This window comes from Dyadobacter sp. CY356, from assembly GCF_021440195.1.
Taxonomy (GTDB): Bacteria; Bacteroidota; Bacteroidia; order Cytophagales; family Spirosomataceae; genus Dyadobacter.
Genome location: NZ_JAJTSZ010000004.1, coordinates 182601 through 195691 on the forward strand (window position 1 = coordinate 182601; position 13091 = coordinate 195691).

At 37.9% G+C, this 13091-nt stretch carries 11 protein-coding genes; 8 read left to right on the plus strand and 3 right to left on the minus strand.

What is annotated here, in order from left to right; all coding sequences use genetic code 11:
- Positions 1-3 precede the first annotated feature (3 nt).
- Both LXL81_RS15040 and LXL81_RS15045 read left to right on the plus strand, forming a co-directional pair.
- Positions 4-705 carry a hypothetical protein gene (locus LXL81_RS15040; protein WP_234647622.1) on the plus strand — a complete coding sequence of 234 codons (702 nt, stop codon included), beginning with the start codon at positions 4-6 and terminating at the stop codon, positions 703-705.
- A gap of 21 nt (positions 706-726) precedes the next feature.
- A complete protein-coding gene (locus tag LXL81_RS15045; protein ID WP_234647623.1) occupies positions 727-1449 on the plus strand; it encodes a hypothetical protein in 723 nt (240 codons plus the stop codon).
- Between the two features lie 94 nt (positions 1450-1543).
- Here LXL81_RS15045 and LXL81_RS15050 read toward each other — a convergent pair whose 3' ends face one another.
- On the minus strand, positions 1544-1858 hold the full coding sequence (locus LXL81_RS15050) for a hypothetical protein (protein ID WP_234647624.1): 315 nt from the start codon (positions 1856-1858) through the stop codon (positions 1544-1546).
- A 127-nt stretch (positions 1859-1985) separates the two neighbouring features.
- Positions 1986-6131: a hybrid sensor histidine kinase/response regulator gene (locus LXL81_RS15055; RefSeq protein ID WP_234647625.1), complete on the minus strand. Its 4146-nt coding sequence runs from the start codon at positions 6129-6131 to the stop codon at positions 1986-1988.
- Positions 6132-6584: 453 nt separating this feature from the next.
- On the opposite strand from LXL81_RS15055, the gene LXL81_RS15060 reads away from it, so the two are divergent.
- From LXL81_RS15060 to LXL81_RS15080, 5 genes are all read left to right on the plus strand, one after another.
- On the plus strand, positions 6585-8027 hold the full coding sequence (locus LXL81_RS15060; RefSeq protein WP_234647626.1) for a M20 family peptidase: 1443 nt from the start codon (positions 6585-6587) through the stop codon (positions 8025-8027).
- A gap of 557 nt (positions 8028-8584) precedes the next feature.
- Complete coding sequence (locus tag LXL81_RS15065; protein ID WP_234647627.1) at positions 8585-9418, plus strand: ATP-binding cassette domain-containing protein; 834 nt, start codon at positions 8585-8587, stop codon at positions 9416-9418.
- Between the two features lie 106 nt (positions 9419-9524).
- On the plus strand, positions 9525-10313 hold the full coding sequence (locus LXL81_RS15070) for a hypothetical protein (RefSeq protein WP_234647628.1): 789 nt from the start codon (positions 9525-9527) through the stop codon (positions 10311-10313).
- An 11-nt stretch (positions 10314-10324) separates the two neighbouring features.
- On the plus strand, positions 10325-10705 hold the full coding sequence (locus tag LXL81_RS15075) for a GntR family transcriptional regulator (RefSeq protein ID WP_234647629.1): 381 nt from the start codon (positions 10325-10327) through the stop codon (positions 10703-10705).
- A gap of 11 nt (positions 10706-10716) precedes the next feature.
- A complete protein-coding gene (locus LXL81_RS15080; RefSeq protein WP_234647630.1) occupies positions 10717-11388 on the plus strand; it encodes a GIN domain-containing protein in 672 nt (223 codons plus the stop codon).
- 168 nt (positions 11389-11556) lie between these two features.
- Here LXL81_RS15080 and LXL81_RS15085 read toward each other — a convergent pair whose 3' ends face one another.
- Positions 11557-11886 carry a hypothetical protein gene (locus tag LXL81_RS15085; RefSeq protein ID WP_234647631.1) on the minus strand — a complete coding sequence of 110 codons (330 nt, stop codon included), beginning with the start codon at positions 11884-11886 and terminating at the stop codon, positions 11557-11559.
- Positions 11887-12200: 314 nt separating this feature from the next.
- Here LXL81_RS15085 and LXL81_RS15090 point away from each other — a divergent pair, with 314 nt between their 5' ends.
- On the plus strand, positions 12201-13088 hold the full coding sequence (locus tag LXL81_RS15090; protein ID WP_234647632.1) for a carbohydrate-binding family 9-like protein: 888 nt from the start codon (positions 12201-12203) through the stop codon (positions 13086-13088).
- Positions 13089-13091: the final 3 nt, after the last annotated feature.

The following is a 13091-nucleotide window of genomic DNA, read 5'->3' on the forward strand; positions in this document are numbered from 1 at the left end:
GCAATGAAGAACTGTTTACCAGCAATATTTTTCCTGCTTTGCACTGCAAATATTTTTGCTCAGGATACGCCAAAAATATACAGGACAAAAAACGGAACTGATATCTCCAAAAGCATACCTTACCAGGAACAGTTTCTTTTTGAGCAATTTTTGCCGGGAAAAGTATATTTCCGAAATGGCCGTGTTGTCAATGCCCGGCTTAATTACAATCTGTTTTATGGAGAATTAACGTTTATTGATCCAAAAAGAGATACGCTTTTGTTGACTGACAAAGATTTTATGGACAGTATTGCTGTTGGCTCAACAATTTTCTATTCTATGCCTAAACAGGGGCATGTCAGGGAAATTAAAAATTATGACAAACTGAGGCTTGTCGAGAGAACAGTGCTGGCGGTGCTGGACAATGAAAAAGAATCCGCTTTTAATCACTATTCCGCTACTTCTGCCATTTCCAATTATAAAAATTTCAGTAATCAAAATGGATATCAATGGATGAAACCTACTGATAAAATCGTCTTCAAAAGGAAATCGGAAAACTTTTTTCTTGATAAAAATCAGCGTTTTTATATCCCATCCAAGGCAAGTCTGCTTAAATTATTTCGAGATAATAATAAAGAAATTAACGATTTTATTAAAGCAGAAAACATCGATTTTTCGAAGCAACCGGATTTGATCAGACTGTTGGAATTTTGCAGTTCTTTATAAAATTATCCCTAACAAATTTCCATGAATTCTTTTAACATACTACTTAAAGCTGGTCTATTGATAGCTTTATTCCTTTTTCCGGATTCTTTAATTTATGGTCAGCCGCATAAAATTTTACGCGTAAAAAACGGACAGGATGCTACGAAACATGTTTCGTCGAAAGACAGGTTTAAATATCAGGATTTCCAGTCAGGCCGCTTACATTACAACAACGGAAAATTTGCTTTAAGCAGGTTAAATTACTGCTATCTTTTGGGAGAAGTCATTTTTATAAATACACAGGGAGATACGCTGGCATTAGCCGATAATAACCAGCTTCGCTATGCGGAAATCGGTAATCAACGTTTTTATCCCTTCCCTGAAAATGGTTTTGTTGAAATAGTTGAGGATTACGGTGTGATAAAACTGACAAAAAAAGTCAGGTATCAGAAAGATGGGATTGAAAAAAAAGGTGCTTACGAAAATAATAATGAAATAGGCTCCATATATAATGCATCCACTTTTACCGACATCACCGGCAGAACAACAATACTGCCCCCCGACAATACTATATTATTAAAACTGAACACTTCCTATTTTTTTATGGATGTCAACAATCGGTTTAGCAAGGCCACTAAAACCAACCTTGTTAAAATATTCTGGAAGAACAAAAATGCTGTCGAAAAATATCTTGACGATCAAAATATTGATTTTAGCAAAGAAGAGGATTTGAAAAAAGTGTTGCGCTATTGCAGTGATCTATAATCAGGCTTTTGGAATCACTATCAGTAAGTTTCGAAAAGTAATATCAACAAAAAAGCCTGCTTTTAAGGCAGGCCTTTTTGTTGATATTATCGACTTATTTGTCGTCTTTGATTTTCTTTTCAGCTTTTTTCACACCTTTTTTGGTAGCGTCGTAACCTTTTTCAGCTGTTTCGCCAACAGCATCGGCGCCTTTTTTAACACCTTTTTTTGTCGCATCGTAGCCTTTTTCAGCTGTTTCACCTACGGCATCAGCACCTTTTTTAACACCTTTACCAACGGCTTTGGCATCTTTTTTAACTTCTGTTTTAGTTTTATCAGCAGCTCTTCCAAGTTTGGTTTTGGTCGAATCCTGAGCATATGCCATAGTTGAAGCGGCAACTAAGGCCATAACAATCATTATCTTTTTCATAATAGGTTTGTAGGTAAAATGATTTTTTAATAAAATCCGTGTTACCGATATTTGATAAATAATCGTACCAGAATTTTAAATCCCGACTCTTAATACATTCAGCGGTCGTTTCTCATGCAAAAAATCATTACAAAGCTAACGTAGACTGCAAATGGGCCGCCCATTTTTCGAGCATCTGCATTAAGTCATCCAGATTTACAGGTTTGCTGATGTAGTCATCCATACCTGCCCGAAGACACATCTCTTTATCTTCCGGCAAAGCATTTGCAGTCATTGCGATAATAAAAGGTTGAGCCGGATATCGTTTTTTAATCAGCTGAGTTGCTTCCAGACCATCCATAAGCGGCATTTGTATATCCATCAGGATGACATCATATTTTTTTAGTGTCGTCATTTTCAAGGCTTCAAATCCATCCGCTGCCAGATCAGGCTTGTAACCCAGCTTGTTAAGAATATTCAGTATCACAATCTGATTGATCCGGTTATCCTCGGCGACAAGAATATTCAGTGGATATTTAACTGAAAAATCAGATTTTAACTTTTTCTTTGGAACATCCGGTTCATCAATTTGATTATTACCAGACCTTTTTGACCTGTTCAATTCAGTAAAAATATTTCGGGATAGTACGTGTTGCTTTACCGGTTTCGTCAAAATTGAACAAAAAAGACCCGGATTATGCTTTTGTATTTCATTCCCTTTTGAGCTTAAAAGCATAACAGGCAAAAGCGGATATCTTTCACGGATCAGCGAAGCGAGCTGTATTCCATCCATCAAAGGCATTTCCATATCTGTTATTACCAGACTGAAATTTATATTTTGTGCCAATATATTCAATGCCTGACTGCCCGAACTTGCCACATAAGGAATCAGTTTCCAGTCTTCCAATTGCCCCTTCAAAATTCCCCAATTTGTTTCATTATCATCCACAATCAGGATCTTACTATTTTCGAGCTCGTCCATGTTGTAAGTGATATAATTTTGCATTGACATTGTACTTCTTTTCGTTTTGATCGAAAAATGAAAAGTACTTCCCTTGCCAATCACACTTTTAACAGAAATGGTACCGCCCATCAAAGCAACCAGTTTTTCACAGATCACAAGCCCAAGTCCGGTGCCTCCATAACGACGGGTGGTGGAGGAATCAACTTGTGAAAAAGATTTGAAAAGCCGGTCCATTTTATCCTCTGCAATACCGATTCCTGTGTCTTTGACATCAAATCCCAGTTCCATAGAATCATCGTCAAAGACATTCATCAGTTTTACCCTTAGAAATATTTCGCCTTCCTTCGTAAATTTTATCGCGTTGTTTACCAGATTTATCAATATCTGACGAAGCCTCAGACTATCACCGATTATTTGGGAAGGAACGTCGGGGTCAATCTGGTAAATCAGATCAAGATGTGTTTCAGCAGCTTTAGGTGCAAATAAATCCATAACCTCTTCAATGCAGGTACGGAGACTGAAATCGCCTTCTTCCAACTCCATATTACCCGACTCAATCTTAGAAAAATCGAGAATATCGTTAATCACCGTAAGCAGATTTTCTCCGCAGTCTTGTATCGATTTTGTGAAATTTTGCTGCTCTTCGTTTAAAGGAGTTTCGGCTAATAAGGAAGCCAGGCCTATTACGCCATTCATCGGCGTTCTGATTTCATGGCTCATAGTAGCCAAAAAAGAACTTTTGGCCCGGTTGGCAAGCTCAGCCTTTTGCACCGCTTTTTTCTCTTCTAAAATAGAATGTTCAAGCTGGATCGTACGCTCTTTGATCTGGCGTTCAAGGGTCTTCTGCCTTTGTAATATCCGGTAAGTCCTGATTTTGTAAAAAGCGATTGCCAGACCTATGAAAAGTAAAATACTTATAGCCTTAAACCACCAGGTAAGCCAGAATGGTGGTTCTACGATAATTTTCAAAGCGGTTCCAATATTGTTCCAGATGCCATCATTATTTGACGCTCTAACCCTGAAAACATAAGTTCCCGGGTCTAGATTGGTATACGTGGCCGTCCGTTTTGTACCTACATTATTCCAATCCGCATCAAACCCTTCCAGTTTGTAGGCATATTGATTTTTTCGGGCAAGTGTATAATTTAGCGCGGCAAATTCGAGCGTAAAAACAGATTGTTTGTGCGAGAGTGTAATCTCCCTGGTTTCACTGATATGCCTCGGAAGTATTTTATTGCCGTCACCAGGAATTACCTCTTTATTGAAAATCAGCAAATCTGTAATGTAAACAGGAGGAACAAACCTATTGTCCCTTAGTTGTTCCGGATAAAAACTACTGAAACCATTTACACCACCAAAAAACATTTGTCCGTCAGAAGTCTGGAAACGGGAATTAAACCGGAACTCATTTCCCTGAAGGCCATCTGAAATGTCATAATTTCGGAATTTTTTATTTTGCAGACTTAAACATGAGATTCCCTTATTGGTACTCAGCCACAGATTATCTTTCCGGTCTTTCAAAATAGCGAATACCACATTACTTGCCAGTCCGTCCTTCTCGGTATAGGACTTGAATGTTTGTTTTTTCCTATCGAAATAATTTAAACCACCTCCTCTGGTTCCGATCCACAGATCACCGTTTGCGACTTCAAAAATTGTCTGGACTTTATTGTTTGATAAGCTGGTGGAATCGTCTGTTTTGTTCTGATATCTTTTAAAATGTTTCCGGTCTGCATCCAGATAATTCAGCCCCATGTGTGTACCAACCCAGATCCCACCTTTTCTATCCTGGAAAACAGTTGTGACAATGTCTCCGCTCAATGATGTTTTATCATCAGGATCATTCTGGTAATGAGTGAATTTCTTACTTGCAACCTCGTAAAAATCAAGTCCGCCTTTCCACATCCCAATCCAGAGATTTCCATCCGCGTCCCGCAATAAATTATTTACGTCCAGACTTGAAAGACTGTTGGGATTGCCGGGAATCGGGATATGATGAGTAAAAATGCCTGTTTTAGTATTAAACAAATCAAAGCCACCATTGTGATGACCTAACCCAAGAACGTCTTTTGAAACCTGAATAACAGATTTTACATAATCTGTACTTATAGAATTTTTACTATTGGTATGCTTAAAATGTGTGAAGGTGTTGGTATTCCGATCCAGTAAATCCAGGCCACCACCATCCGTCCCGAGCCAGATTTTATTCCCGCTGCTGTCTACACATATGGATAGTACGTTGTTATTGCTCAGACTATTATTATTTGTTACGATCTGTCTGTAACTAAAAAATTTATCTTCATATTTTGATATAAAATTGACGCCGCCGGCATAAGTACCGATCCAGATATTTTCGGTATTATCACGATAGATGCAATAGACCGAATTATTACCAAGCGTTGTATAATCAGCCGGATCGTTTTCATAGGTGACGAATTTATTCTTGAAAACATCATACACACTTATTCCGCCATTTTCAGTACCAATCCACATTTTCCCGTCATTCGCCTCCATAAGCGAAAGAATATCATTGTGAGCAATACTGTTTTTTGATTTGTCGTGCAGAAATGTCCTGAAACTGTCGCTATGCTCATCGTATAGCGACAAACCGCCGGCATGTGTACCTACCCAGATGGCTCCTTTTGAATCTTTGCAAAGCGCCCTGATCCAGTCAGAAACCAGACCCGTTTTGGGTACTGAATCCTTAAAATAGCCTTTGGAAGTGCCGTTTTCAGGATTGAAACGAAAAAGGCCGTGTTCTGTTCCTAACCATAAACTTCCATCATGATCTTCAATAACCTGCGTTACAAAAACACCCCTGCGGCTTCTTAATTTTTGATCGCCCAGATGCCAGGTTTTAAAAGTGCCGGTTGTAGCATTAAATAAGAACAATCCCTGACTCGTTCCAAGCCAGATTCTGCCTTTGCTATCCTGAAAAATATCATTGATATCGTAGTTAGCTTCTCCGTTTTTGTAGTGAATAAAAATATTTTTCTCCCGGTCATAACGGTCAAGACCGGCAGATGTGGCAACCCATAAATTCCCGGCTTTGTCTTCCAGCAAATCCTGTATATAGCTATCCGTTATGCTGTTTTTATTGTTGGAATCATGTTTGTAATGGGTGAATTTAAATCCGTCAAATTTGTTAAGCCCGTCTTCACTTCCAAACCACATAAATCCTCTTTTATCTTTCAGGATTGTGCTGATATGGCTTTGCGAAAGTCCTTGATTTGTCGTTAAGCGTCGGAATTTCAGTATCGGAGATTGAGAAAAACCAGGTATGCCAGATAGACAAAACCCAATTATTGTCAGAAAGAAAAGTCGTTTCATTTAATAATCAAATAGGCAATTTTATATCGTTGATTCTTAATATTTAAAATTGAAAATCCGATTATTTTCAATTTGTTAAATTTTATCTGCATCCAGACTATTCTACAAGAATACTTTGAAAGCAAATACAGCTGTTAAGCAGCCTCTGGACCAATTTTCCTATCTGATGTCAGGTAGCAATATTTCACTTTTCTAATGAAATACCTAATAGTAACTAGAATTAATTTGACAAATTTTTTGATTTGTTTATACGCTTTGTTGGACGACCATAACTTCCCTGAGAAGGATGTACCGGATCATAACGCTCTGCTATTTTGACCCGCTGATTATCAGGTTGAAAGGACAAATGGATGAGATAGTTAATATTTTAAATTATTTCCACTCAAAAGCGTTAGGTGATTTAAAATAAAAACATCAAATTATGGTTAAATCAACCTTATTCTGATCCTCAACATGAAAAAAGCACTCCTACTATTTGGTATCGGCATTTTAGTTTTCATTGCCTTCATTCTTTTCAACACCTTTACTTTCAAAAGCAAACAGATTTTGTCGCCTGAAAAACCGGCTTTTGCTGCTTCGGATTCTTCCGTTTCCAGATTGCAACAGGCTATCACATACCAGACCATTTCTTTCGAAGATTCAAGCAAACTGGACAGCAGTGCATTTCTTGGTTTTCATGCGTTTTTGAAGAAATCTTTTCCAACAATTTTTAAAACAGTTACGGTAGAGAAAGTATTGAAATACAGTCTCTTGTTACACTGGAAAGGAAAGTCGTCTGCCGGAAGTCCGTTGGTCATGATGGCACATCAGGATGTTGTGCCGATTGAAGAGGCGACGATAAAAAAGTGGGATGCAGGGCCATTTGCCGGAACGCTGAAAAACGGATTTGTTTATGGAAGAGGTACTATTGATGATAAAGGAAGTTTGATGGCACTTCTTGAAGGTGTGGAAGCCCTGATGCGTGAAGGATTTGTGCCGGAAAACGATATTTATATTGCGATGGGCCATGACGAAGAAGTTGGAGGAAAAGGTGCCAAAGCCATTGCCGATCTTTTTAAAGCGAGAAATATTAAACCCGGCGTTGTGGTTGATGAAGGTGGAATTATAACAAAAAGCAAAATTCCCGGACTTACCAAACCAGTTGCCATAATTGGTATTGCCGAAAAAGGTTATGTCACGCTTGATTTGCAGATCAATATTCCCGGCGGGCATTCTTCCATGCCTGAAAAAGAAACTGCAATTGATGAACTGGCGAAAGCGGTTGTAAAATTGAAAGAAAATCCTTTTCCCGAAGAAATGGGCTACGTTCTTAATTCCTTTATTGATTATGTTGGTCCGGAAATGTCTTTCATAAATAAAATGGCTATGGCAAACAGATCAATTTTCAAGTCACTGATATTCAACGCCTATAAAGGTTCTGCCGCAGGAAATGCGATGATCAGGACAACAACGGCAACAACGATTTTTCAGGCAGGGATAAAGGATAACGTTGTTCCGGGACAAGCCAACGCAAGTGTCAACTTCCGGACACAACCTGGCACAACCCGTGAAGATGTTGTTGCGCATGTAAAGAAAGTTATTGGAAATGACAAAGTTGAGATCAAAGCCAGGCCGGTTGGTACAAATCCAAAACAGGTTGCAGACGTTAATCATGCCAGTTTTACGCATATACAGAATACAATAAATGGCTGGGACGGCAAACTTATTGTGACGCCCTATCTGGTTCTGGGTGCTACGGACAGCAAGTCATTCAGTGAATTAACACAGCAAATTTTCAGGTTTATCCCATTCACGGATCCGGAGGGTTTTCATGGTGTAAATGAGCGAATTAATGCTGAGGATTATAAAAAAGGGATCGGATTTTATTATCAGTATTTAAAATATTACAAGTTCTAAACACTGGTAACACTCAGGTTTCCGGGACAAAAAATCATCTATCAGGAATATAAAATGCGGATAATTAAAGCCGGTGCCAACTGAATGTTGGCACCCAGGTCTTTATTGTATCCAAAATGTCGCTTATGTTTAATTTAAGATTCTATTCAGTTTAGCTGTATTAAAATCGTACAGCCGACCATCTATTTTTGATAAATCTCTGGGAAATTAAGCTGATATCGGAATTCAAGTTCAGCTGTTTTGTTATATCCTTACTCAAATTTACGACAATCTACATCAGGATCAGTCAGTATCTATACGTTTTCTTCTACATCAGGATCAGTCAGTATCTATACGTTTTCTGATAGCCTCTCCATAAATGAATCTGTGACCCGTTTGTTCACAAAGTACACTGATTAACAGCTCATCCCGGTCAATTTTATTCCTGGCGGATAAAGAAACTTGTTAGAAGAATAAATTCTTTTTACAAAAAATAACGCAGCGCATATTGTATTTAAAAACTATACATACTACCTTCGTCAGTGTACTACTTATCTATAACACTAAAATACTAAGCCATGATTCAACTTGATCACGTTTCATTTGGATACAGTAAGGATAAAAAGTTATTTACCGATTTATCGCTGAAACTACATCCCGGGCATATTTATGGATTGTTAGGAAAAAATGGCGCCGGTAAATCAAGTTTGTTGCGCAATATGGCCGGACTTCTGTTTCCGTTGGAAGGAACTATTCAAGTTTCAGGACGTGAGCCGGGAAAACGTGAGCCTGCATTTTTGCAGGATATCTTTTTTCTCCCGGAAGAGATCTATTTGCCGTCCGTCACGATCGATAAATACCTTGAAATGTTATCTCCGTTTTATCCAAATTTCAACAATGAACAGTTTCTTGGTTATATCGCTGAATTTGATATTCCGGAGAAAAACAAACTCACAGGCATGTCATACGGGCAGAAGAAAAAAGTGCTGATTGCTTTTGCGCTTGCTACAAATACCAGAGTGCTGATTATGGATGAGCCTACAAACGGACTGGATATTCCTTCGAAGAGTCAGTTCAGAAAAGTAGTTTCAAATGTTCTGGATCCTGAACGGCTGATCCTTATATCGACTCATCAGGTAAGGGATCTAGACAATCTTATTGACTCAATCATCATCATTGAGGATAGTAAAATTTTGATACAACACAGTCTGGACGTAGTGGCCGAGCGATTATGTTTTGGCACACTTTCCAATGTTGAATATGATCAAAGAGTTATTTATTCGGAGCCATCATTAAGAGGTTATAATGCAGTTTTTGAAAATTCAGAACAAATAGACAGCCGTGTTGACCTGGAACAGTTGTTCAATGCTGTTATGGAAAACCCTGCTCGCATCCGGACTATTTTTAATTAAAGGTTATGAAAATTGTTTTCTTCATTCTTCTCTCTTTTCTGCTTTTTCTGGTCAGACACACATTTCCGGCGATTCTTCCAGTTCACCTACTATCAAACATTACCCTATGAATCAGACATTTGACTTACATCGCTTTGGATTAATGCTTAAACTGGACCTTGCCGAGAAAGGTAAAAATAATCTTGGCACGGCTGCTTTGCTTGTGGGAGTACTTTTGTTTCTCATGCTTCCGGTCACATTTTCCAACACTTACAAGGGTGTTTTTGAAGGGCTTCATTACATTGCACTTTTCCTGATCCTGTTTCTTGGAAGCAGTCTTTACACCAGCAGCGTTTTCACATCCTACGCATCTCCCTCAACAGGAATAGCTGCGCTGATGATACCGGCTTCAACAATAGAAAAATTTCTAAGCGCGTTGCTTCTGAATTTACTTTTTATCATTCCTCTCTTACTATTATTTCTGGAATTACACTATTCAACCTTAAATTACGCCAATAGTAAATTACCGTCCGGCAGTTATCAATATCATCCCTTGTCCAATGATCTGATTCAATACATTTGTTATTCCTATATGCTGATTCAGGGTTCTATTTTTCTTGGTTCTATTTATTTCACAAAAGCGTCTTACATCAAATCCGCTGCCTGTGTTATAGGTACTTATGTCGTAGTCGCCATTTTACAAATTACGTTAGCAAACATTATGACGGGCAACTTTGACAAACTGGTTACTTTTCCTTTTACAGGATGGCAACTATGGAATTTTGGCAAAGACTTCAAATATTTCCAGATAAGTTATCCTGACACTTTCCAGCCTTACCTATACATTTTTCCGGCATTTGTACTTCTAAGCCTTTGGTTTATAAGTTATCTGCGCCTGAAAGAGAAAGAAATTTAACAATTTGACACATGGAATTCAAAGATAAACAATCCATTTACCTTCAGATCGCCGACTACATCTGTGAACAGATTTTGTTAGGAAAATGGGCGGCCGGACAGCGCATTGCCTCGGTAAGAGACCTGGCAGGTTTGATGGAAGTAAATCCGAATACGGTTATGCGGGCCTACGAATTTTTGCAAAATAAGGAAATCATATTTACAAAAAGAGGCATTGGTTATTCGGCAGAAGAGAAGGCAAACGAACGGATACTTGCATATCGCAAAGAAAGATTTCTGGAAAGCGAGTTACCTGAATTTTTCCGGACACTTTATATGCTTAACATTAATATGGATGAGGTATCGGAGCGATATACCAAATTTATTGCGGACACCTATCCTGTCACAAATTAACTTGTAAGATCATGAAACAAAGTAATATTTTAATTATCGGTTTAGTGGCAGTAATCCTTCTTTTTGTAGTGGGTTTAAATCTTGTTTTGAAAGCGGAATACGAAAAAATTGATCAGAATGATCCGTTTTACGGCTATAAGAAAGAGGTGCTCAAACCATTTACTTTTGTAAAAATTAATGGAAAACAGGTTGGTGTCACACAAATTCAGCCAGGCACTGATTTTCAAATCCACTACATTACAGACAAAAAAATGCTTGATTGGAAAATAAAAGGAGATACTCTGGAACTGACACAAAAGGCATTATCTGATGATATCGCGAATCGCTCCTATGACTTTGATGTAAAACCGTCATTTTATATCACTGCACCGGAATTATCAGGAGTTGATGCATTAAACACAACTTCGATTATAAAAGGCTGGAAAACGACGAACTTTTCGCTACATCAAAATGGCAAATCAACGCTTCTGATTGAGAATACCTTTGGTAATTTGTCAGCCAGAATCAGCTCAGGAGGATATCTTTTAATCCAAGGAAATAACAAGATCGGGAAGTCAAATATATCGGTCAGGGATAGCAGTGAGTTGAGTTCAGAAAAGGATGTTTTTGGTTTATTTCAGGTCAGCGTGGATAGCCTGGCGAAGATTAAGTTGCCTGGGAATTTGTATAAGAAAAATCAATAGTTGTAAATTAAAATCCAGGCAAAAGTTATTTTGTCTGGATGCTTATTAATTCATAATATTTGGAATCCGACATTCAATTTCAGAAAAAATACAAATAAATATCCCCGGCAGGCGTCAGGGATATTTAGGACACTACTATCCACAAAATATAATTTGAATACTCAAAAATTATTCAAATTCCAGTTTTACTTTTTCATTTAATTGCATTATCCGCGTTGCCAGTGCAACACATTCCTGAGGTGACATCTGATCAATCGTATTCGTCACTGCATTCACAAGAACTCTGCCTTCTGAATCAACTTTCGGACCTTTTTCTTTGATCTGTTCGGTAATATTTATCCATTCCTGACCCAGATCCTCAGAAAAATACTTGGGTGGAATAATATTGAAATAACCAGCCTGCGACTTTAAAGATTGTTTCAATTGACCAGCACTTGTTGTCAGACCAGCCACGAGCTTCGAAAGCTCAATATGCACGAAGATATTTGACTTATTCATTATTTATAACGTGAGGGTAATTGAATATGTAAAGCTACTTGAAAATGATCAAATACCTAAATCTGGGTAAAAATAAGGTAAAATCCGGTACGTTATTCAACTTAATGTAAAATTAATACTGGCAACAATTGTTACGTCATCATCTGCCCGGATAACAGTCTCAAACGATGAAATGGACGTTTTTTATCTAATTATAATTCTTAATACATTTTATATAATTTATAAAGTGAAGGAATCAAAAAAACTGAATTCACCGTCAATTCTGATGTGATGGCGGTATATTGCTAGTCCTGATTCACTCTTATCTTTTGATCTTGAAAAGTTTCATTTTACTCATCGGAAAAACCGGCTATCAATTTTATAGCCGGATTAAATTAAAATTTGCGTCCTTTCTGGCTATAACAGGATGCTTCTTTATTCCTGTTTCCTCCTATTGCCAGGCGGCTGATCCCCCTAAAAAATATGTCTGTTTCCAAACCCGTCAGGAGATTATCATTGACGGAAAAATGAATGAGAAATCATGGAAAGATGCCGAATGGACCACTTCCTTTGAAGATATTGAAGGACAGAAGAAACCATTACCACTCCAAAATACACAGGTAAAAATGCTTTGGGATGAAAAATATTTGTACATCGCAGCCGTGATGGATGAAGAGCATATCTGGGCTTATCAGAATAAAAAGGATCAGATCGTTTACCTGGAAAATGACTTTGAAGTATTTATCGATCCGGATAATGATACCGACAATTATTACGAATTGGAAATAAATGCGCTGAATAATTCTTTCGATCTGTTTCTCCCCAAACCATATAAAAAAGGAGGCAAACCTCAGCTCACCTGGGACATCAAAAATCTTCGATCCGCAGTGTCTGTTGAAGGTACCATAAACGATGGAACGGATAAGGATAAACGCTGGACATTGGAAATTGCAATTCCGTTCGAATCGTTAAGCACTGAAAATGTCCCATTTATAAATCCTGAACCAGACAAAATCTGGCGAATCAATTTTTCACGTGTTAACTGGCAATTTCAAATTGATGAGAAGGGAAAATATTCCCGTAAGAAAAACACTGAAACAGGAAAAATCCTACCGGAATATAACTGGGTCTGGTCACCACAAGGTGTTATTAATATGCACGTCCCGGAACATTGGGGATTTCTTGAATTCAACAGGCAAAAAGTCGGAAAAGGAAAGCGTTAAAAG